The sequence below is a fragment of the Flagellimonas sp. L-11 genome (assembly GCF_056857735.1).
Genome location: NZ_JBSXNR010000031.1, coordinates 1 through 21854, shown reverse-complemented (window position 1 = coordinate 21854; position 21854 = coordinate 1). Strand labels below are relative to the sequence as shown.

23 protein-coding genes and 1 tRNA gene are annotated in these 21854 nt (G+C 43.3%); 9 read left to right on the top strand and 15 right to left on the bottom strand.

What is annotated here, in order from left to right:
- Window positions 1–182: 182 nt before the first annotated feature.
- The 8 genes from AC13CC_RS03910 to AC13CC_RS03875 form a co-directional block, all read right to left on the bottom strand.
- Entirely contained in the window at window positions 183–2798 is a 2616-nt protein-coding gene (locus AC13CC_RS03910) for a M14 family metallopeptidase (protein WP_482876647.1), read from the bottom strand.
- A 134-nt stretch (window positions 2799–2932) separates the two neighbouring features.
- Window positions 2933–3340, bottom strand: coding sequence for an alternative ribosome rescue aminoacyl-tRNA hydrolase ArfB (gene arfB, locus AC13CC_RS03905; RefSeq protein ID WP_326276548.1), 408 nt, complete (start codon window positions 3338–3340; stop codon window positions 2933–2935).
- Window positions 3318–4313 (bottom strand): ABC transporter ATP-binding protein, encoded by a 996-nt coding sequence (locus AC13CC_RS03900; RefSeq protein ID WP_482876646.1) that lies wholly within the window; start codon window positions 4311–4313, stop codon window positions 3318–3320. Before AC13CC_RS03900 ends, arfB begins: the two co-directional genes overlap by 23 nt.
- Before the next feature lie 65 nt (window positions 4314–4378).
- Window positions 4379–6535: a prolyl oligopeptidase family serine peptidase gene (locus AC13CC_RS03895; RefSeq protein ID WP_482876645.1), complete on the bottom strand. Its 2157-nt coding sequence runs from the start codon at window positions 6533–6535 to the stop codon at window positions 4379–4381.
- A gap of 77 nt (window positions 6536–6612) precedes the next feature.
- The gene (locus AC13CC_RS03890) at window positions 6613–7629 is read right to left on the bottom strand and encodes an aspartate-semialdehyde dehydrogenase (protein ID WP_482876644.1); all 1017 of its coding nucleotides are present in this window, start codon (window positions 7627–7629) and stop codon (window positions 6613–6615) included.
- Between the two features lie 190 nt (window positions 7630–7819).
- Complete coding sequence (mscL, locus tag AC13CC_RS03885; protein ID WP_482876643.1) at window positions 7820–8227, bottom strand: large-conductance mechanosensitive channel protein MscL; 408 nt, start codon at window positions 8225–8227, stop codon at window positions 7820–7822.
- A 52-nt stretch (window positions 8228–8279) separates the two neighbouring features.
- Window positions 8280–9389 carry an alanine racemase gene (alr, locus tag AC13CC_RS03880; protein WP_482876642.1) on the bottom strand — a complete coding sequence of 370 codons (1110 nt, stop codon included), beginning with the start codon at window positions 9387–9389 and terminating at the stop codon, window positions 8280–8282.
- Window positions 9382–10026, bottom strand: coding sequence for a thymidine kinase (locus AC13CC_RS03875; protein ID WP_326276542.1), 645 nt, complete (start codon window positions 10024–10026; stop codon window positions 9382–9384). Before AC13CC_RS03875 ends, alr begins: the two co-directional genes overlap by 8 nt.
- Window positions 10027–10181: 155 nt before the next feature.
- Here AC13CC_RS03875 and AC13CC_RS03870 point away from each other — a divergent pair, with 155 nt between their 5' ends.
- From AC13CC_RS03870 to AC13CC_RS03860, 3 genes are read left to right on the top strand one after another with little or no spacing between them, the layout of a single operon-like run.
- Window positions 10182–10871: a hypothetical protein gene (locus tag AC13CC_RS03870; RefSeq protein ID WP_482876641.1), complete on the top strand. Its 690-nt coding sequence runs from the start codon at window positions 10182–10184 to the stop codon at window positions 10869–10871.
- A 50-nt stretch (window positions 10872–10921) separates the two neighbouring features.
- Window positions 10922–11593 carry a 16S rRNA (cytidine(1402)-2'-O)-methyltransferase gene (rsmI, locus tag AC13CC_RS03865; protein ID WP_482876639.1) on the top strand — a complete coding sequence of 224 codons (672 nt, stop codon included), beginning with the start codon at window positions 10922–10924 and terminating at the stop codon, window positions 11591–11593.
- A 40-nt stretch (window positions 11594–11633) separates the two neighbouring features.
- Window positions 11634–12209 (top strand): uracil-DNA glycosylase family protein, encoded by a 576-nt coding sequence (locus AC13CC_RS03860; protein ID WP_326276539.1) that lies wholly within the window; start codon window positions 11634–11636, stop codon window positions 12207–12209.
- Window positions 12210–12216: 7 nt separating this feature from the next.
- On the opposite strand, the gene AC13CC_RS03855 is transcribed toward AC13CC_RS03860, so the two are convergent.
- The gene (locus AC13CC_RS03855; protein ID WP_326276538.1) at window positions 12217–12819 is read right to left on the bottom strand and encodes a carboxymuconolactone decarboxylase family protein; all 603 of its coding nucleotides are present in this window, start codon (window positions 12817–12819) and stop codon (window positions 12217–12219) included.
- 54 nt (window positions 12820–12873) lie between these two features.
- Between AC13CC_RS03855 and AC13CC_RS03850 the strand changes: the two genes are divergently transcribed.
- The 4 genes from AC13CC_RS03850 (at window position 12874) to AC13CC_RS03835 (ending at window position 16670) form a co-directional block, all read left to right on the top strand.
- Window positions 12874–13296 carry an OsmC family protein gene (locus tag AC13CC_RS03850; protein ID WP_326276537.1) on the top strand — a complete coding sequence of 141 codons (423 nt, stop codon included), beginning with the start codon at window positions 12874–12876 and terminating at the stop codon, window positions 13294–13296.
- A gap of 58 nt (window positions 13297–13354) precedes the next feature.
- A complete protein-coding gene (locus AC13CC_RS03845) occupies window positions 13355–13645 on the top strand; it encodes a GIY-YIG nuclease family protein (RefSeq protein ID WP_326276536.1) in 291 nt (96 codons plus the stop codon).
- Between the two features lie 70 nt (window positions 13646–13715).
- Entirely contained in the window at window positions 13716–15404 is a 1689-nt protein-coding gene (gene recJ / locus AC13CC_RS03840; protein ID WP_482876638.1) for a single-stranded-DNA-specific exonuclease RecJ, read from the top strand.
- A 6-nt stretch (window positions 15405–15410) separates the two neighbouring features.
- Window positions 15411–16670, top strand: a complete 1260-nt coding sequence (locus AC13CC_RS03835) for an MFS transporter (protein WP_482876636.1) — start codon at window positions 15411–15413, stop codon at window positions 16668–16670.
- Here the strand turns inward: AC13CC_RS03835 and AC13CC_RS03830 are convergent.
- The 6 genes from AC13CC_RS03830 to AC13CC_RS03805 form a co-directional block, all read right to left on the bottom strand.
- A complete protein-coding gene (locus AC13CC_RS03830; protein WP_482876648.1) occupies window positions 16667–17425 on the bottom strand; it encodes a UDP-2,3-diacylglucosamine diphosphatase in 759 nt (252 codons plus the stop codon). The genes AC13CC_RS03835 and AC13CC_RS03830 overlap by 4 nt on opposite strands.
- 14 nt (window positions 17426–17439) lie before the next feature.
- Window positions 17440–17706: a type II toxin-antitoxin system RelE family toxin gene (locus tag AC13CC_RS03825; protein ID WP_326276531.1), complete on the bottom strand. Its 267-nt coding sequence runs from the start codon at window positions 17704–17706 to the stop codon at window positions 17440–17442.
- On the bottom strand, window positions 17703–17966 hold the full coding sequence (locus tag AC13CC_RS03820; RefSeq protein WP_482876634.1) for a hypothetical protein: 264 nt from the start codon (window positions 17964–17966) through the stop codon (window positions 17703–17705). The genes AC13CC_RS03825 and AC13CC_RS03820 overlap by 4 nt, the downstream gene beginning before the upstream one ends.
- Before the next feature lie 158 nt (window positions 17967–18124).
- Window positions 18125–18892, bottom strand: a complete 768-nt coding sequence (locus tag AC13CC_RS03815; protein ID WP_482876633.1) for an enoyl-CoA hydratase/isomerase family protein — start codon at window positions 18890–18892, stop codon at window positions 18125–18127.
- Window positions 18893–18926: 34 nt separating this feature from the next.
- The gene (locus tag AC13CC_RS03810; RefSeq protein WP_326276527.1) at window positions 18927–20261 is read right to left on the bottom strand and encodes an MATE family efflux transporter; all 1335 of its coding nucleotides are present in this window, start codon (window positions 20259–20261) and stop codon (window positions 18927–18929) included.
- A 12-nt stretch (window positions 20262–20273) separates the two neighbouring features.
- On the bottom strand, window positions 20274–20774 hold the full coding sequence (locus AC13CC_RS03805) for a GNAT family N-acetyltransferase (RefSeq protein ID WP_482876632.1): 501 nt from the start codon (window positions 20772–20774) through the stop codon (window positions 20274–20276).
- A gap of 53 nt (window positions 20775–20827) precedes the next feature.
- On the opposite strand from AC13CC_RS03805, the gene AC13CC_RS03800 reads away from it, so the two are divergent.
- Window positions 20828–21625 carry a universal stress protein gene (locus AC13CC_RS03800; protein WP_326276524.1) on the top strand — a complete coding sequence of 266 codons (798 nt, stop codon included), beginning with the start codon at window positions 20828–20830 and terminating at the stop codon, window positions 21623–21625.
- A gap of 57 nt (window positions 21626–21682) precedes the next feature.
- Window positions 21683–21756 (top strand) — tRNA-Ala (locus AC13CC_RS03795).
- Window positions 21757–21854: the final 98 nt, after the last annotated feature.

Sequence of the window (21854 nt, the reverse complement as noted above, 5' to 3'; positions counted from 1 at the left end):
TTCTTCGTAATTTGTGCATAATTGAAGATTAAAAAAACCCCGTTTTTCGAGCTGAAGACTCATTTTCGGGGTTTTGTCATACCTAAATATACGAATTAATTATCTGATAATCAAATAATTACACTACTTCTGAACGTGCCTTTTTAGACACCCGCTTCCTTCTATTCAATTACATAAACTTGCTATTCCGAAGCACCTTCGTAAATGGCGTTAAAGATTAATTTGTAAGTTCCGCGAGGTTGCGCCCTAAACTGCGGACGGAACGCAAACAAAATGGCCGATCCTTTTCCGTATTTAGCTTTAACCATTGCAGGCTTTTTGGCAATATATTTATCCTCTCCCATGGCCCAACCGCTCATTAATAGATCTTTGGCGGCATAGGTTGCGATTACTTCGACATCGGGTGCGGGTGCGTCTTTTATATCTTCTACACCACCTTCACCTTTTTTGCTTTGTTTGTTAATGGTGAAGGCCCTACTTCGGTTAAATGAAACGGCAACCGTGTCTTTCATACCAAAAGCCAATGGATGCGAAGTATCCACACCAGCTTTGATCAAAGATCCCGGGATAAAGAAATCTTTGCTGTCGGTACCCGCTACGGCATCGCGCAAGGGCAATCCGAATTGTTCGATCACAAAATTGCTGGCAGCATCAAAAGCGATTAACGTTCCGCCTTCTTCCACATAGTCACTAAGGGCCACTGATCCTTTAAGGCCGATTCCGCCCGTGAATTTTTCGGGCATGCTCAAGTTACTGTGCCCGTGCAAAATGGAGCTTGGCCTTTGCGACGGGATAATGATGGCATCATACTGGGAAAGGTCTTTGGTTTTAATATCGGCATCGTGCAGGGTGTCCATATCAAACTCATATTCGTCCATTACAAAACGCGTCCATCCTTCATCCATATTGGCCACCCAAGACTTGTACAAACCTACTTTGGGCAGATGGATTTTTTTCAATTGCACCTCTGGTTTGGCGGACAATCCGGTAAACTCAAGCCCGTATTCGTCGGCCAAGGATTCCATCATCTCTTTTTCTCCAGAAACAATATAGGATCCTGCGGGGAAAGTTTGCTTGCCAGCTTTGAACTCGGTCATGCTTTTGTATGCGGTTCCCCCGGCTTTCAGCACTTTGTTTGTGGCCACTACCGAGGCGTTGGTGTTAACGCTAAGGGCATATCCAAATGCACCATTTCTGTTTACGTCACCTTCGTAATAGTTTACAAGATCTGTGACTTTTTCGGTGGGTGCGCTGAACGATTCGGAAATTTTGTCCACATCAATCCCCATTTGCATGGGCAAGGTCCATCCGGCCAAATCATATGGTGTGTCCGGAGGTCCTCCTGGATATTGAAAACGCGTTGGATAATTTTGTTTTTCCATGAGGTCCATCAAGTAAGGTCTAAAGGCTTGTGCCGTGTAGATTATATAAGATCCCTCTTCGTATTCTTTACCGTTAACCGTAAAATCTCTGGTCGCTTTTTCAATTTCGATGCCACCTCGGAGCAACACATTTACCAAGTTTACGGCCTCAAAAGAATCCCATTGTTTTTTACTGATGATGTAGGCAAATAAACCTTCGGTTTTGCCTTTTTCAACAGAAGATTTACCCATTTTATAAATATTGTGCAGGTAGTTGCTCTTTCGGTCGGCGGCTAGGTCCAATGTGGCCCAAGTTGCCGTTAACATATAATCTACGGCATCCCTAAAATGGGATTCGCCCCCTTTCCATGGGTCTGGGTACATAATATCGGTTCCATCGGTTGGTGTGCCACCGGCAACGGTTTTGGGCAATTTTTCGGGGTCGTAGAACCTAGGGGTGGGAGTGGTGTGGCCTGTTTCGGTTAAAATACCGATCATGTTGTGGTAATAGGGTACGGTACGTCCTCCACCGTTCCAGAACATGGTATAAAAGTTATCGGCAATGGCGCCGGGCATATTTTCGAGGGAAAAACGCTTGGTCATGGCGGAACCTACCTCGCTAACACCTGCTGTAATGGCTGGGTGAATTCTTGGGTTCACCGGGTCGGCGTATGGAGGAAGTGAAATCTTTGTCCAAGAAGGAGAAGATTGGTGATGGTTGTACACAATTTGTGGATACCACTCGTTGTACAGTATTTTGGTAACATTGTAGGTTTCCGGCATAATGTTCATAAACCAGTCCCTGTTGTTGTCGTGGCCCATATAGTAATGGTACAAAATCGGGGGACGTGAAGTCTCATAAGCAGTGCCTTGGTTTTTTCGGTACCAATCCACAACAATATCCAATCCATCGGGGTTCATTACCGGCATTAAAAGGGTAATCACATTTTCCCTGATTTTTTGCATTTCTGCTGTTTCAGATGTCGCTAGGGTATAAGCCAGTTCGGATGTCATTTGTCCGTGGGCCAGCTCCGTGGAGTGCATTCCACCATCTACCCAAACAATGGCTTTTCCTTCTTGTGAAAGTTTAACGGCCTCTTCGTCGTCAACTTGAACGCGGGCAAGTTTGGTGCTGATGTCTTTCCACTTATCAAGCTGAGCTAAGTTTTCTTCCGTGGAGATGAACAATAGGTACATTTTACGACCTAGAACGGTTTCTCCAATTTCGATTTTTTTCACCCTATTGGAGGCAGCGTCCAATTGGGACAAATAATCTTCAATTTGGGAATAATCGGCCAGTTTGTAATCGGCTCCTACCCTAAATCCATATACATCTTCGGGGGAGGGGACTGTTTGTGCTACGGAAAAAGCAGCACAAGACAAAGCCATTGTCGCGGAGAGCAGCAATGTTTTGAGGTTTGTAGTTTTAGAAATCATTTTTTTGAGTTAGTTATAATTTGACTGAAATTTAAGCATTTGTAGCGAGGATATTAAATTCAGTCAATTAGAATTGTTGTGGATGAGGTTTTTTGATGGGTTTATAATCTAGCGTTGGTAAAACCGACAAATCTTTATTTCCCCAAATCAGGTTTTTTACGGGTTGTCTTTTTTTCTGCAGTTTTCTTTTTGGACCGCAATCGTTTTTCTATGGAGGATTTGGTGCGTTTGGTGGGCTTTCGCTTTTTGGGTATGGTGAGTGCTTTTTTCAAAAGTTCAAAAAAACGTTTTACCACTAAGTCTTTGTTTCTGTGCTGGCTTCGGGCTTCATCACATTGAAGAACCAAAGTACCGTCATTAGTGAGTCGAGAATGGAGCTTTAGTTGAATCCGTTGTTTTTCTCTGTCGGAAAGTCCTTCGGAAGCAGGAATATTGAAAGTAAGTTCCACTTTGGAGGAAACCTTGTTTACATGTTGCCCTCCGGCCCCGCTGCTGCGCATGGCCTTAAACTGTAACTCCCTATGTATTTGTTTTTTGTCCAACCTGAAGCCTTCTGTTGATGGTCTCCAAAGATACATTAAGAAAAATGGTCACTCCTTTTCCCTGTTTTTTATCGGAATTAAAAAAGATAACAGTGCCATCATCGGCAACCCCCTCGTTTAAGTGATGACTTCCTTTAAAAAACGAGTTTGTAACCTCAATTTTTAGCCCAGAGGCATCGGAAAACTTGAACTCGTGGGGATATATCAGCACCGACCTTTCAATCTCAGAATATGATTTCAAAAGTTTCATGGGAACCTCGTTTACTTGCCCAAACAATGAGGCCGTATGGTAATTGGGCGGGTTTTTATATAAACCTTGGGTGTTCTGGTTGGCAATAATGTTGCCTTTTTCCAAAATTAGGGTGCGTTCCGCAAAGGGCAGCACATCATTTGGGTCGTGGCTTGCGGTGAGTACGGTTATGCCCTGTTTTTTGAGGTACAAAAAGAGGTTTCGACGTAGCGAGTTGCGTTTAAAGTTATCAATATGGCCAAACGGTTCGTCCAAAAGGAGAATCTCGGGTTCCTGCGCTAAAACCCGAGCAAGTGCTACCCGTTGCTGCTGTCCACCGCTGAGGTATTTCACCTTGGTCTTTGCATAAGGCTTCATTTCAATTAACTCCAAGAGTTCGTTGATGCGTTCCTCGTGTGTTTCACGTTCAAACACGGAAAGGAACTGACCAATGTTTTCTTCCACGGAAATGAAGGGCATCAAATCAAAATCCTGTGCCAGATATTTCATGTACGGTTCACCGGGAACAAGGTTAAAGTTGGGCCCCAAAGCTTCTATATCGCCCCAAAAAACAGAACCTTCTTCTATGTGAAGGAGACCATAGATAATTTTTAGCAAGGTGCTTTTGCCCGAACCACTTTCGCCCATTAAGGCCACATGTTCCCCTGGGGCTACATTAAAATAAATGTCCTTTAAAATATTTTGGTCTTGGTAACCGAAAGAATCTACTTGAACTTTTAACATAAATATGTAAAAAGCTGTTCAGAATGACGTTTTAATTTACTTTCTGAACAGCTTTAAGTCAATTTTTAATCTTTAAACTCCTTGAGCACGGCCTGGTTGGGCAATTCATCGTATCCCATATTATAAAAAGTAAACCCAAAGATATCAGCATATTGCTCAATGGTTTTACTTACGGGCGTTCCCGCTCCGTGGCCGGCATTGGTCTCGATTCGGATAAGGGTAGGTTGATCACCAGCTTGTTTTTCCTGTAATTCTGCAGCAAATTTAAAGCTGTGCGCAGGAACCACACGGTCGTCGTGGTCTCCGGTTGTCACCAAAGTAGCCGGATATGCTGTTCCTTCTTTTACGTTGTGCACTGGGGAATAGCCTTTAATATATTTAAACATTTCCTCGCTGTCCTCGGAAGTTCCATAATCGTAGGCCCATCCTGCTCCTGCGGTAAAAGTATGATAGCGCAGCATATCCAATACACCCACGGCTGGCAATGCCACTTGCATTAGGTCGGGACGCTGGGTCATGGTGGCACCTACCAATAAACCTCCATTGGAACCACCTCGGATGGCCAAATATTCTTTGGAAGTGTACTTGTTGTCAATCAAATATTCAGCAGCGGTAATAAAGTCATCAAAAACGTTCTGCTTTTGAAGTTTGGTGCCTGCAATGTGCCATTTTTTACCGTATTCTCCACCTCCCCTAAGGTTGGGAACGGCATATACACCGCCTTGCTCCATCCAAACGGCATTTACAATGCTAAAGGACGGTGTTAAACTAACATTGAAACCGCCATAACCATAAAGGATGGTGGGGTTTTTACCGTTAAGCTCGGTTCCTTTTTTATAAGTGATGATCATGGGCACTTTGGTGCCATCTTTTGAGGTATAAAAAACTTGTTCTGATTCATAATCATCTGGATTAAAATCAATTTGAGGTTTCCAGTATTGCTCGTATTCGCCAGTCTCTACATTGTATTTGTACAACGAGCCGGGCGTGTTATAATTGGTAAAGGAGAAATAAAATTCTTTGTCTTCTTTCTTGCCACCAAAACCTCCTGCGCTTCCTACGCCGGGCAACGCTACTTCGCGGACCAAGTTGCCCTCATAATCATATTGAAGCACTTTGGAAATGGCATCCACCATATACTCGGTAAAGAGATAACCTCCGCCCGTTCCAGCGGTCAATACGTTTTCGGTCTCTGGAATCAAATCTTCCCAATTATCCGGGGTTGGGTTTGCAGCATCAACTACCACTACTTTTTTGTTGGGAGCCTCTCGGTTGGTTACCAAATAAAGCTTGGACCCTTCGTTGTCGATAACGTAAGTGTCGGAATCGGTATCATCCAAAATGGTGATGAGTTCAGGATTGGTTTTGGAAAGATCCATCATAAATAATTTGTTCCCAGAAGTGGAAACGGATGCCGAGATGAACAAGTATTTTTGATCCTCGGAAACGGAACCACCTACGTAACGGTGTTTTTCTTCTGGAGTGCCGCCAAAAATGATGCTATCTTCGGATTGAGGTGTGCCCAGTTTGTGGTAATACAATTTATGCTGGTCCGTTTTTGCGGAAAGTTCGCTTCCCTCCGGTTTATCGTAGCTTGAATAGAAAAAACCATCATTTCCCTTCCAAGAAATTCCACTGAACTTGATATCGACCAAGGTGTCCCCTACAATTTCTTTGGATTTGGCATCGATAACGATGCCCTTGCGCCAATCACTTCCGCCTTCGGAGATAAGATATGCGGCTTTGGAACCGTCTTTGGTGAAACTAAGGCCCATTAAAGATGTGGTGCCGTCTTCGGAAAAAGTATTGGGGTCCAAAAAGACTTCTTCTTCACCATCACCCTTTTTTCGGTAAACCACATATTGGTTTTGCAGGCCGTTGTTTTTGTAGTAATAGGTATAGTCACCTTCCTTGAACGGGGAACCCACTTTTTCGTAGTTCCACAGCTTTTCCAGTCGGTTTTTTAAATCTTCCCGGAACGGGATTTTGTCCAAATACCCAAAAGTGACCGTATTTTGCTCTTTTACCCAAGCTTCAGTTTCTTTGCTTCGATCATCTTCCAACCAACGGTAGGGGTCGGGGACTTCGGTTCCAAAATAATTATCAACGGTGTCAACTTTTTTGGTTGTAGGGTAGTTCACGGTAATGGGTTCTCTTTTTTTAGTTTCTATTTGGCAGGCTGCAAATAAAACCAGTACAGCCAACAGACTTATGTTCTTCATGTTTTATCGGATTGATTCCGATAAAAATACCATAAAAGACACAAACCAATTGGCTGTAATCGCTGCTTTAACGTATTTTATGAAATTGCCTCGGGAGTGTTGTTGGAAACCAAATTGTTCTCCACCAAATACTCCGCAATCTGGACAGCATTGGTAGCGGCTCCTTTTCTTAGGTTATCCGCCACAATCCACATGTTCAGCGTATTGGGCTGGGTTTCGTCCCTGCGGATACGGCCTACAAAAACATCGTCCTTACCATTGGCAAAAACGGGCATGGGGTAGGTATTGGTGTCCGGGTTGTCCTGAACAACGATACCAGGGGTTTCACTTAACAACTTTCGAACCTCTGCCAAATCAAAATCGTTGTGGAATTCCACGTTTACGGATTCCGAGTGTCCACCAGCCGTTGGAATACGAACTGCGGTAGCAGTTACGGAAAAAGTACGGTCGTCCAATATTTTTTGTGGCTCACGGGCCAATTTCATTTCTTCTTTGGTGTAGCCATTCTCCAAAAACACATCGCAATGGGGCAACGCATTGCGGTTGATGGGGTAAGGATATGCCATTTCGCCTTCGATTCCGGCAGCTTCGTTCTCCATTTGCTCCACGGCCTTAACCCCCGTTCCCGAAACGGATTGATAAGTAGAAACCACCACACGTTTCATCTGATACTTTTTGTGCAGCGGGTCCAACGCCAATACCATTTGAATGGTGGAGCAGTTGGGATTTGCTATAATTTTGTCCTCTGCGGTAAGTTCACTTGCATTGATTTCGGGCACCACCAATTTTTTGCTCGGATCCATGCGCCAAGCGGAGGAGTTATCGATTACCGTGGTTCCCGCTTCGGCAAATTTTGGCGCCCATTCCAACGAGGTGTCGCCACCTGCCGAGAAAATGGCAATATCGGGTTGGGCCGCAACGGCATCTGCCAAACCAATTACGGTATGTTCTTTATTTTTATAGGTGAGTTTTTTGCCCACGGAACGCTCCGAGGCAACCAACAACAATTCTGAAATAGGGAAGTTACGTTCTTCCAATACTTTCAACATGACCTCGCCTACCATTCCGGTGGCTCCAACTACTGCTACTTTCATCGTAAAATTATTTCTTGTCGCAAAGGTACTTTAGTCAGCGGTTTAAACAAGCTTTTCTTTATGAATAATCAAAAAATAACAAATTGTTACAAATAAAACAACCATCAACATGATAGCGAAACACATTGATGGTTTTTAATGGTTATTGTGATGTAGCGGACTGCCGAACGCTATTGAGCATCAACGATTTTTATTTCTTCAACAAATCGCGGATTTCTGCCAATAGCTCCTCTTGGGTTGGTCCCTTTGGAGGTTCTGGGGCAGGCTCCTCTTTTTTCTTCATTTTGTTTACGCCCTTTACAACAAGGAACATTACAAAGGCAACGATTATAAAATCGATGACATTGGTAAGGAATGCACCGTAGAGCACGGCTATTTCTCCAACGATCTCTCCGGCATCATTGGGAGTACCTTCGGTAATTACATATTTCAGATCATTGAAATCTGAATTGAACAACAATCCGATCAAAGGGGAAACAATGCCTCCCGTGAACGAAGAAACCACTTCTTTGAAAGCGGCACCCATGACGAAACCTACGGCGATATCCACCAGGTTCCCCTTCATGGCAAATTCTTTAAACTCTTTTAAAAATCCCATTTTATAGTTGAGTATTGGTTAATCGTAAACAAATTAAGCAAAAAAGATAATATTAAGCCCCGATAAGAATTCTTTTTACCCGTTGGGATATGGCGGTGAGAATCTCGTAGGATATGGTGTTTGCCGACAAAGCAAAGCTTTCCGCAGAATTGTTTGGACCGAATACAATAACCTCGTCCCCTTCTTGGCAGTCTATTTTTGTTACATCTACCATGATCATGTCCATGCAAACGTTTCCAATGATGGGGGCTTTTTCACCATTGATCACAACAAAGCCTTTGCCTTTTCCATATTGTCGCCCAATGCCATCTGCATGGCCTATGGGGAGTGTGGCACTTTTTATGGGTCGATTGGATTTATAGGCCCGGTTGTACCCTATGGATTCGTGGGCATCAATTTGATGGATTTGTGAGATGATGGTTTTGAGTGTGGCCACAGGTTTTAATTGTGCATCCACTTTGGCGTGATTGCCATAACCGTACAGGCCGATTCCGCTGCGTACCATTTCAAACTGCGCTTCGGGATAATTGATGATGCCCGAAGTGTTCAACATATGCCGCATTGGGGCATATCCCAGTATTGAACTTAGGGTATCGCTTACTATTTTGAAGGCGTTGATTTGCTTCAAACTAAAATCACGTTCATTGGTGTCTTCAGAAGCGGCCAAATGTGAAAAAGCCGAAACTATTTTGATGCATCCGTTGCGCTTCGTTTCCTTGGCAATAAAATCAACATCATCCTCAGAAAAACCCAAACGGTTCAATCCTGTATTGAATTTAATGTGGATAGGATAATCGTTTTGTTGCTTTTCTTTGGCGGCTTCAAGAAATTGATTCAAAATATTCTTGGAATAAATGCTGGGCTCCAAGTGGTGTACAATTAAATCTTCAAAGTTTGAAGCAAGAGGATGCAACACCAAAATAGGTGTTTTAATTCCTGCTTTGCGTAATAAAACACCTTCGCTTACATAGGCAACGGCCAAATAATCGACACCCATTTGTTCCAGTTTTTGGGCAATGGCAATCATATCGCTTCCGTAGGCAAAAGCTTTAACCACCCCTAAAAATTTGGTTTTTGGTTTTGTTTTGGATCGCAAATAGTTGTAGTTGTGTTCCAAGGCCGAAAGATCTAAAACCAAGGTAGTTTCTCCGACCTTACTCATTGGATTTCTTTTTTTGGGTGCCCACTTCTTCCGATTCCACATCCATTTCCTTTATTTTTTCGCGCAGCATGGCCTTGTAGAATGCGGCCCTGCTCAAGGGCTCGTATTCCTCAGTTTCGCCCAGTAGCACCAAATTGTCGTTAAGGGATTTTCTAAAACTGTAGTTCGCCAAATTCCCGGTTCGGGTACATACGGCATGTACCTTGGTCACATATTCTGCCGTTGCCATTAATGCGGGCATGGGGCCAAATGGATTTCCTTTAAAATCCATGTCCAGACCAGCGACCACCACACGGACCCCACGGTTGGCCAAGTCGTTGCATACGGTCACGATTTCATCGTCAAAAAACTGGGCCTCGTCAATGCCTATTACATCGCAATCGTCCGCCAATAGACGAATGTTGGCTGCGGCCGGGACGGGGGTGGACCTGATTTCGTTGGAATCGTGGGATACGACCATATCTTCATGGTAGCGGGTATCCACAATGGGCTTGAATATTTCCACTTTTTGTTTGGCGAATTGAGCCCGTTTCAGTCGTCGGATCAATTCTTCGGTCTTTCCCGAAAACATGGAACCGCAGATAACCTCAATCCATCCAAACTGTTCTTTAGGGTTTACTGTGTTTTCGAGAAACATACCGTATTTTTGAAAGAAATTGTTTGTTTTCCCGTTATATTGGGACGACCACAAAGCTACTAAAAAATTGCCCCCCTGTTTTCAATAAGATTTTAACCTTTTGTTGATAGGGTTTTTGCAAAATCATTATATTTTTATAATAAAGAAGAAAAGCTATGATACGGAAATTGAGGGAAGAGTTGATTAAGTTGTCCACTGAAATAATCACAGCAAGGGAGGATACCGATCTTGCGGCACTTTATAAAAAATCGAGAGAGATTTACGAAAAGCTGGCCGTGTTGAAGTTTATTGATGAAAAATTGAGCGATGTTGAGGTAGATGTTTCCCAAAACGTGATAGCCTCAAGGTTCGAAAAAATGGCCAATGCCGTTTTGAGCGGTAACACATCGGTGCCCGAGAGCAATCCACACAAGGAAGATATTATGACTCCAGGCATGGATACCATTAAGGACATGGTTTCCGAAATGCCCTCCAATGCAGATTTGGAACAGGTGTTTGCCGAGTTCGTGGCCAAGCCCGACCTTATGAAAAACGACAAAGATGAGGTGATACCCAATAAGGGTGCCAGTGCATCTTCTAAATCAATCAAGCCCAAATCCTTAAATGATCGACTTGGCAAAGATTTTCAGGTAGGGCTCAACGATAAACTAGCATTTGTAAAACATCTGTTCAATAACGACATGGAGGACTATACCCGTGTTCTCTCTCAACTCACAACAATAGATTCGGAGGAACGTTCCATCGCATTTATCAACAGTATGGTAAAACCCGAATATAATAATTGGGAGGGCAAAGAAGAATACGAAGCCCGATTCTTGGCACTTATTGAGAGAAGATTCGCATAAATCCAATTTTCAAGTTTATTTTAATAGGAAGAAGACCGTAACTTTGGTGTATGGGAAAGCTATACTTGGTTCCAACACCAATAGGAAATTTGGAGGACATAACACTTCGCGCCATTAAGGTGCTCAAGGGAGTGGATGTGGTTTTGGCGGAAGATACCCGAACCAGCGGCAAATTGCTCAAGCATTTTGAGATCAACACCCCTCTACAGAGCCACCACATGCACAACGAACATAAACAGATTGATGGCTTGGTGCAAAAAATGAAAGAGGGTACTACCTATGCCCTAATCTCTGATGCGGGTACCCCCGCCATTTCCGACCCTGGATTTTTATTGACCCGCGCTTGTGTTGAAAATGATATTGAGGTAGAATGTTTACCGGGAGCCACCGCTTTTGTGCCCGCTTTGGTAAATAGCGGTCTGCCCAACGATCGCTTTGTTTTTGAAGGGTTTCTCCCATTAAAAAAAGGTCGCCAGACCCGACTTTTGGAACTCGCCGAAGAAACCCGAACCATGGTTTTTTATGAATCGCCCCATAAGCTTATTAAAACCTTGACCCAATTTGTGGAATACTTTGGAGCAGAAAGACCCCTTTCTGTATCTCGTGAATTGACAAAGTTGTACGAGGAGAACGTTCGGGGAACCACAAGTGAAGTGCTGGAGCATTTTACCGATAAACCACCCAAGGGTGAGCTTGTTATTGTGGTTGGAGGCAAAAAATAGTTGTTAACTTCAACAAAACTTTACGACCCATTATATAAAAATGGATCATCTACTTTCTCAAATCCGAAACTGTTCCGTTTGCCAAGAGCACCTGCCCTTGGGTCCCCGCCCCATTGTTGCTGCCCACCCCAAATCCAAGATTGCCATTATTGGGCAAGCACCCGGTACCAGGGTGCACCAAACAGGTGTTCCGTGGGACGATCCCAGTGGAAAGCAACTCAGAAAATGGTTGAATGTCGCGGACGAGCAATTTTATGACGAACAACTTTTTGCTTTAGTTCCCATGGGTTTTTGCTACCCGGGAAAGGGAAAATCTGGGGATTTGCCCCCGAGACCGGAATGTGCCCCGTTGTGGCATAAAGCTTTGGTTAATCAAATGCCTGACCTAAAACTTACTATTTTGATAGGCCAATACGCCCAAAAATATTATTTGGGCAATACCATGAAAAGAAACTTGACGGAAACGGTGAATAACTATCAGGAATATTTGCCCGACTGCTTTGTGTTGCCCCACCCATCGCCCAGAAATCGGTTTTGGTTGAGTAAAAACCCTTGGTTCGGTAAAGATGTACTACCGGATTTAAAGAAAAGGGTTTCAACTAGCCTTATTTCTTGAGCATAGTCTAATATTTAGATCCATCGTGCTTTCCTTTTTCCCAACCCACTTCGCCTAAATATTTCTGAGCACTTTCCACGGCGCCATCTTCAATGGTTGTGCCCATGGAGTCGTTCCAGCGGTTAAGAAACCCAAAAAGAGAGATAACCCCCATCATTTCAACTATTTCACCGTCATCCCAAAACTGATGCAAGCGTTTTTTTATATTCCCATTAACGGTGTTTGGTACCTGCGAGGCAGCCAAAGCAAAGTCCAAGGCTACCCTTTCTGCTTCAGAAAAGGCTTCATGTGTTCTGTACTCCCAAATATTGTCCAGTTGTTCTTGTTTGGCACCGTACCTTTCTGCCGCTCGAATAGCATGGGCCTGGCAATACCTACACCCTGTTGCGTTACTGCTTACCCAGGCAATCATTCGTTTTAGTGCTGAAGTCACCCTGCCCTCATTGGCCATCACCGCTTTGTTAAGGTTAATAAACGCCTTGGAAATCGCCGGCCTGTGCTGCATGGTCAAAACGGAATTGGGACAAAACCCAAGGGTTTCGTTAAAGAATTCCGCCAGTTGTTTGGTTTCTGGGTCGTGATTAGGGGCAAGGGGGGATACTAAAGCCATGGTTGAGTTATAAATTGTATTTTTGAACTCCACAAGAAACAAAAATTAAACTTCATGACAAATCACATAACTACCAAATGGTTGGGTGAAATGGCTTTTGAGAGCAACAACCCATCCGGACATACTGTACGAATCGACGCCGGGGAAGAAAGTGGTGGCTCTGCTGCAGGATTGCGCCCCAAAGCCCTAATGTTATCCAGTTTGGCCGGTTGTTCCGGTCTTGATGTGGCGTCACTAATTAAAAAAATGAAATTGGATGTGGATGATTTTAAGATTGAGACCATAGCCAACCTTACCGATGAACATCCAAAACATTACGATTCCGTTGTTGTTGAATATCACTTTACGGGTTCCAACCTCAATGAGGACAAACTCCAAAAAGCTGTGGACCTTTCCGTGGAAAAATATTGCGGGGTCATGGAAATGTTCCGAAAATTTGCCAAATTGGACATCAAGACGATTTTTCATCATAAATAATTCGTCACTTCGAGTGATTCTGATGCAATCGGAACTGTATCGAGAAGTGATTCAATAAATGAAATTGTCTTATGTTTACATCTTAAATGGTTCAGATGGAACATATTATACCGGCATTACCTCCAATCTTGAAAAACGAATGTTTGGGCATACAAATGGTAAGCACAAAGGGAGTTATACTTTTTCAAGAAGGCCTGTAGAATTGGTTTTCTATGCAAAGCTCACCAATATTGCTTTGGCAACCCAAAAAGAAAAACAGATAAAGAAATGGTCAACAGCCAAAAAGGAAGCCCTCATAAACGGTAAATATGATGCATTGCCCAATCTTGCCAAAAAGAAGTTTCAATAAGCCGTTCTCGATACGTTTCGAAAATTTTTCGAAACACTCGAACTGACGGTGCTCAAAAAATTGAAAAACCATGCGCTGGACCATAAAACCAAAACCTGCACAAGAGGCCATAGACCATCTTTCCGATGCATTGAAAGTAGAAGACCTAATAGCACAGCTATTGCTTCAAAGGGGCATCACCGATTATGAAGGAGCCAAAGCATTCTTTCGGCCAGAGCTGTCCCATTTGCACGACCCTTTTTTGATGAAGGGTATGGGCAAGGCCGTGGAACGGATTCAACAAGCTATGGCCAATGAAGAAAACATATTGGTGTATGGAGATTACGATGTGGATGGAACCACTTCGGTAGCCTTGATGAGCTCCTTTCTGATGGAAACATACCCGAATGTGGCCACGTACATTCCCGATCGTTACTTGGAAGGGTATGGAATATCCTTTCAGGGAATTGACTTTGCCGCGGACAACGATATAAGCCTTATTATTGCCTTGGATTGTGGGATTAAGGCAATCGACCAGATAAAATATGCCAAGGAGAAAGGAATAGATGTGATTGTGTGCGATCACCACAGACCGGGAGGGACATTGCCCGATGCCGTGGCGATTTTGGATCCAAAGCAAGATGATTGTGCATATCCATACAAAGAACTCTGTGGATGCGGGGTCGGTTTGAAATTGATTCAGGCTTTGGGATCTAAACAAGGCAAAACTATTGATGATCTTTTACTTTACCTGGATTTGGTAGCCACTGCCATTGCTGCCGATATTGTACCCATTACGGGAGAAAATCGTGTGCTGGCTTATTATGGATTGCTCGTGATCAACGAAAACCCAAGAACAGGTATAAAAGCGCTGATCGATCAGACCAAAAAAAGGGAACTCACCATTACCGATGTGGTCTTCATTATTGCGCCACGAATCAATGCTGCCGGACGTATGAAGCACGGTCAGCATGCCGTTACTTTACTTACCGAGACCAACTTTGCCCAAGCAAAGCAGTTTGCTTCCGAGATAGAACTGTTTAATACCGAGCGACGAAGTTTGGACCAAGAGATTACACAAGAAGCCCTAATTCAAATTCAACAAAACCAGGAAGAGGATAAATTTACCTCTGTGGTTTATAATGAAAATTGGCATAAAGGGGTAATAGGCATTGTGGCTTCACGCCTTACCGAAACCTATTACAGGCCCACGCTGGTCTTTACCAAAAGTGGGGACAAATTAACGGCTTCGGCCCGTTCCGTAAAAGGTTTTGATATTTATAATGCACTCGAAGGCTGTTCCGATTGTCTGGAACAGTTCGGAGGGCACATGTACGCAGCAGGTTTGACGCTCTTGGAAGAACAGTACGAAGCGTTTAAAGCACAGTTTGAAAAAGTGGTGTCGGAAACTATCGACCCACAACTTCTACAACCTGAAATTTCAGTGGATGCCAAAATTGAAATGCATCAAATTACGCCAAAATTAATGCGCATCTTAAAACAATTTGCCCCTTTTGGCCCCGGAAACATGATGCCAATTTTTATGGCAGAAGGACTAAAGGACACAGGGTATGCCCGCGGTGTAGGTGAAGGGGGGAAACATTTAAAATGCAGTGTATATCAGTCCGGTTCCAATCCAATTGGTGGCATTGGATTTAATTTGGGCAATAAAATAGACAAAGTTAAGGGCGTACAATCTTTTGATGCCGTATTTTCGTTGGATGAAAATGAATGGAAAGGAACGGTGAGCCCTCAACTTAAACTAAGAGATATTCGCTAGCTATTTATGGATCCCTACGCTGCCCTCCGCTTTAAGGAATTCAATATATTTTTGATTGTGCGTTTTGCCATGGTATTTGCGTGGTCCATGCAATTTATTGTGATTGAATGGCAGGTGTATTCTTTGACCAAAGACCCATTGTCCTTGGGAATTATTGGGTTGATGGAGGTAATACCAGCGGTGAGCATGGCACTCTTTGCCGGACACATTGTGGATCAAAAAGAAAAGCGAAACCTTTTGATTACCTGTATCGCGGGATTTTCGGTGATAAGTCTTGGACTGTTTTTGTTGAGTTGGCCTGGACTTGAAGATGCTTGGGAATCCAAAACAATCCTGTATTCCATTTATGCTTTGGTGTTTTTGGGAGGCTTTGTACGGTCTTTTTTGGGACCGACCATTTTTTCCCTGATTGCATTGATCGTTCCAAAAAAAATATACCCCAATGCAGCTACGTGGAGCAGTTCCACATGGCAATTGGCATCTGTTTTAGGTCCGGCTTTGGCAGGATTTTCCATTAGTTGGATAGGAGTGCACTGGAGCATGTGCGTTATTTTTGGTTTCTCTTTGATGGCATTGATTTTTCTTTTCCAGATTCCTAGAAAACCCATTATGAACCCGAAACTTGGAGAACCCGTTTTTCAAAGTTTACGGGATGGACTCAAATTTGTTTTTGGAAACAAGGCGATATTTGGAGCGCTTACTTTGGATATGATTGCGGTGCTTTTTGGAGGTGCCGTAGCACTTTTGCCCGTTTATGCCCAAGATATTTTGCATGTAGGCTCCGAAGGATTTGGAATTTTACGGGCAGCACCTGCTGTGGGAGCTTCCATTACCATGTTGGGTTCTACCCGATTTCCATTGCACAAAAATGCGGGCAAAAAATTATTGATGGCGGTTTTCGCCTTTGGAGTCTGTATTATAGTGTTTGGACTGTCGGAACTATTTTGGTTATCCGTAATCGCTCTGTTCCTAAGTGGTGCCGTAGATGGTGTTTCCATGATCATACGCCAGACGATACTACAGTTAAAAACTCCTGACAACATGCGGGGTAGGGTAGCTTCGGTAAACTCAATGTTTGTAGGTTCATCTAACGAGTTGGGAGCTTTTGAAAGCGGAGTGGCCGCTAAATTATTGGGAACGGTCACTGCGGTAGTGTTTGGAGGATGTATGACACTTTTAACGGCAGGAACAACAGCCATTGTTTCACCAACCTTTAGGCGATTGGACCTCCAAAAAGATATTGATGAGCACGAGAAGGAAGATTAGTCGTCCAGTTTCTCCAAGGTCAATTTTTCCCCATCAAAAACAGCATAGGTAAAATAGGAAATCCAGTCTCCGAGATTGGTATAGGTGGATTTTTCGTTGAGTTTGACTTCCATCGGCAGATGACGGTGACCAAAAATGAAATGGTCGTAATGCTGCTCCTCCAGCTTGCGTTTGGCGTATAAAATGAGCCATTCCTTGTCCTCTCCCAAGAATTTGGCATCGGCCTCGCCGGAAATCATTTTGTTGTTCACGGACAGATGTTGCCCCAAACGAACCCCCATATCAGGATGCAACCATTTAAAAAGCCATTGGGCAACGGGGTTGGTAAAAACCTTTTTCATCCGTTTAAAACCTTTGTCGTGCGGACCCAATCCATCACCATGGCCAATAAAAAAAGAAGTATCGTTGATCAGGAACTGCTGAGGTTTATGATAAACTGGGATGTTGAGTTCTTCTTCAAAATAACCGTTCATCCAAAGATCATGGTTGCCCACAAAGTAGTTGATGTGGATGCCCATATCGGAGAGTTCCGCCAACTTGCCCAGAGTGCGCGTAAAGCCTTTTGGGACTACGGTTTTGTACTCGAACCAAAAGTCGAAAAGGTCGCCCATCAAAAAAATAGCAGCGGCATCTTTCTTTATGGAATCGAGCCAGGCCACGAATTTTTTCTCACGGGGCAGACTATCCTTGTGGGTGGGGGCACCAAGGTGGTTGTCGCTCGCGAAATAGACTTTTTTGCCTTTGGGAAGTGATATATTGTCCAATGGGTCTAAGGAAAAAGTTTATAAATGTCATTTCGTTTTACAAAACGAGACAATATTAAGGTATTGTTTTCGTAATAAAAACCTAGGCGGTATAAACCTATCCTCATTCTGAAAGCGTTGGGATGCCCTGCTAATTTCTTTACAGACTTAAGTTCATCCAAAACCTCGGTCTCTTTCATTTCGAGAATGATAAGCTTTAACTTTTGCTTTATCTTTTTATCATTAATCTTTCTTAAATCTTTTTCAAGTGATTTATGATACTTGATATTCATTCATCCAGAATTTTAAAGACATCGTCTTCGCTAACAAAGTCTTCTTTGTCTGCTTGTTGCATCAAAAGTAAAAGCCCAAGATCTTCTTTTTCCTTTTCTGAAAGCTTTTCGAAACGTTCTAGTTCTTTGTTCTTAACATATTCAACCACAGCTTTTTCCATCAAGGCCTTGACGCTCATATTTTCAAAAGCGGAAAGCACTTTTAATTTTACCACAAGGGATTTATCGACTTCAATAAGCTTTTTTACATGATGTTCCATAAAACGTGGTCTTTCAAACTCTACATTAACAAATGTATAAAATATATATTATATATATTATTTTTTATAGCGTCTGTTGCTTCGTATTCTGTTGACCACATAGACCACAATTACGAAAAGGGCCAATATGGGGAAAACCAAATCTTTCATAACTAAATTTATTTTTTAAATTTTTCCAATGCTTTTTTGGTATTTGGCGAAAGCGCCAACCTTCCGGAAGCTTCTGCTCGTTCCAACAATAGTTCGTCCCAATGCTCCGTTCCTTCCCAAAGTACTTTTTTCATTTCAGCAAGTGCCTCTGGGTTGTAGGTTGCCAATTTTTGGAGGTGTATGTCCAGTTCTTTGTCCATTTCGGAAATGGAATCGTATACTTTGGAGTAGAGCCCCTGTTCTTTGGCCCAGTAGGCGTTTTTCCACTCCGAGGGATACAATGTGAGCTCCGCCAGAGCGGCTTTCCCCATTTTGCGTTCTACAGCGGGCGCAATCACAAAGGGCCCAATTCCTATGGAAATTTCGGAGAGTTTAATGGCAGCTTCGACCGTTGCGTGTACATAATCACAGGCCGAGGCCAATCCGACCCCGCCACCTACGGTTTTGCCCTGAACCCGACCGATAATCGGTTTGGGACATTTGCGCATGGCGTTGATGACATTGGCGAACCCGCTGAAAAACTCTTTGCCTTCTTCCAAATTGGAAACGGCCACCAATTCATCAAAAGAGGCGCCGGCACAAAAGGCTCTTTCCCCTTCGGATTTTAAAACAATGACGGAAGCCTCGTCGTTTTCCCCTAACTTGTCAAACTCCTTTGCTAGTCGGGCCAAAAGCTCGGAAACAAAGGAATTACTGGCAGGGTGACCAAATTCGACCGTGGCAATCCTGTTTTCTATTTTGGTGTATAAACTTCCGTTGGTTCTATCTGTTGTCATTAAAATTGATTATCAGATGTCTTTGAGCACTAAATTAAGGGTTTTGCACCAAGGGTCGGAACTTTCTCCTAAATTTCCAGACCAGAGAGAATCCGCGAATCATCATCCAAACTACAAAGGCTATCCAAATGGCATAAAAACCGAGCCCCAAATACATGCCCAAATACAGACATGGGATAAATCCTAAAAAGGTAGCAGCCAAGAGTACATTTCTAAGATATTTCATTTCCCCCATCCCTTTAAAAATCCCATCAAAAATGAAAGCCAAGGTGTTCATGGGCAGCCCTAGAATCACAATATAAAAAATGCTGTAAAAAGTGTTGAGCACAATTTCCTCATTCGAAAAAAGGTGGCCGATGGGCCGATAAAAAATAAACCCAAAACACATGAGAGCAAGGCTTACGGCCATCCCGTATTTAAATATGGTCTTGGCCAATTTCCATAAGCCATCGTAATCGGCGGCGCCCAAGAGTTTTCCGCCCATACTATTGCCCGCTGCGGCGTAGCCATCAATAAAAAATGCGGCAAACAACCAAAGGTTTACGGCAATGGTGTGTGCCCCGATAAAGCGGTCGCCCAAGGTAGTGGCTTCGCGAACGGCCAGCATCAGCGCGGCATTGAGTGCCAAGGTCCTTACAAAAAGGTTAAGGCTCATAAAAATCAACCGTTTGATTTCCTTGTTCAGCGGAAGGGTCAATTTCATACTGATGTCCGTCTTTTTAACCAATAAAATAAGAGCCAAGATGGCCATGATGGCTTGGGCAATCAAACTGGCCCATGCGGCACCTTCCAAATAAAGTGCTGGAATGAATCCATCAATTCCATAGACCAGAATAAAGTCCAAAAGAATGTTGAGCCCGGCCCCCAGCATGGCGATTACCATGGGGTAGAAGGTATTTTGCAATCCGCGAAAGATACCAAAAACGGCAAATGTGAAAAGGGTTAGTGGAAACCCCCAAACCCGAATGGAATAGTAGGAAACACAATATTCCAAAATTTTACCAGATGCATTGAAGAGCGTAAAAATTTCTTTGATTACAAAGATGGTGGTGAGCAGCACTACAATGCTCAGAAGAATGTTCAGGAAAATGGCCTGTGCAGGCATATTTTTTACCTCGTCCAGTCTTCCAGCTCCCAGATACTGGGAAATAATGGCAGAAATGGAGCTACGCGTCTGGCCCAGCACCCAAATGAGCATGGACAAAAACGATCCCACGATGCCTGCCGCCGCTAAAGATTCCAGTCCGTCCACGGGAATGTTGCCCACTATGGCCGTATCCGTAATGGAGAGGATGGGCTCTGCAATCCCAGAAATAGTTGCTGGGATTGCCAATTGGTTAATGCTCTTAAAATTTACCTGTGTGCTCAAATCGGCCGCAAGTTACAGCACTAATTCATAACAATGAAAAGGATGCTCGCTTTGTTTGGGAAAGAAAATATCCCCGAGTTTTTGGTAGCCACGTTGTTCGTAAAAGCGTTGGTTTCTTTTGTTCTGTGAAAAGGTGTCCAAGCGAACTGAGACAAAACCGTTTTCTCTGGTAAATGCTTCGGCAAAATCCATCATTTTTTGGGCCAGTCCCTTGCCCTGAAGGTTTGGATGTACTGAAAGCCGATGAATGTAAGTGCTGTTTCCGTTCGGGGTCAACCATTGGATGGGCATGTATTCTTCGTCCATTAATGTGGAAATGACGATAGTACCCTGAACAGTGCTATTTTCTTCAACCACAAAAAGTTCTTGGCGCTCAATGTCTTTTATAAAAGCTTCTTTGGAAGGATAATGCTCGTTCCACTGGAAGATACCGTTCTCCTGCATTTTTTTGGCACAGGCCCGGGTTATGGTCAAGATATCGGGTATTTCGGATATCTTTGCGTGTCTTATCATTGATTCGTTTCAATTTAATTGTAAATTTAAGGTTTAATCGTAATCACCAAACCATGAACAACATACTTGTACCCATTGGGACTTCACCAGATTCTTTTCAAACATTGCAATATGCCGTTGATTTTGCCTCGGAATTTGGGGCCAAAGTTTATGTAATGGATGTGTTCTCCGTAACTACCGCAGTGGGCAGCTTGGCCAATGTGGAAGAAAAGGTTGCCAAGAGCAGCAAAGAACATTTAAAAGAAGTGATAGACCAGGTGGACACCAAAGGTGTAGAGGTAAAAATGGCCACTTATAATGGGGATATTATTGATGGTTTGAAGAGCATCAACAAAGAGTTGGGGATTGATTTGATCATTATTGCCCCAAAAAGTAATGATATCCAAGAAGAACTTTATTTGGGAAATACCTCTGGAAGAATCATTAAGCAGATAGAAATACCCACGCTAATTGTGCCTAAAGGGACAATTTTTAAACCAATGAAAAAAATACTGACTGCTTTTGGGTCCGGTATTTTAAAGAGAAGCAGTATTCTGGCCCCATTGGTGATGATCAAGAATAAATTTAGGTCTGAAGTAAGCCTGTTGTTGGTGAAAAGACCTGGGTATACCGAGGATGACCTTAAAGTTAACACAGCTTTGATGGACTTGAGCACCCAATTGACGATTACCGAAAATGGAACCACCTATTTGGGGGTGACGGAGTATTTCCAGAAGGAGCACCCCGACATGTTATGTGTGTTTAGAAGAAAGCGTGGATTCTTTAAAAAACTATGGGAAAAGAACACCATACCTAAGTCGGAGTTCTTTGCAAAGATACCTGTACTGGTTCTCAGCGTTAAAAAAGATTAAGGAAACGGCGCAATTTTTGATACTTTCGGAAAAAAGTATTTCCTTTGCGCTCTCTTTGGGGGATTAGCTCAGTTGGCTAGAGCGCTTGCCTGGCAGGCAAGAGGTCACCGGTTCGAATCCGGTATTCTCCACAGTAACAGTAAGGCTTCAAGAGTTTTTAACTTTTGGAGCTTTTTTTATTTGCACGCAATTTGCACGCAAACTCAGGTCAAATTTGTTTTTGATTATT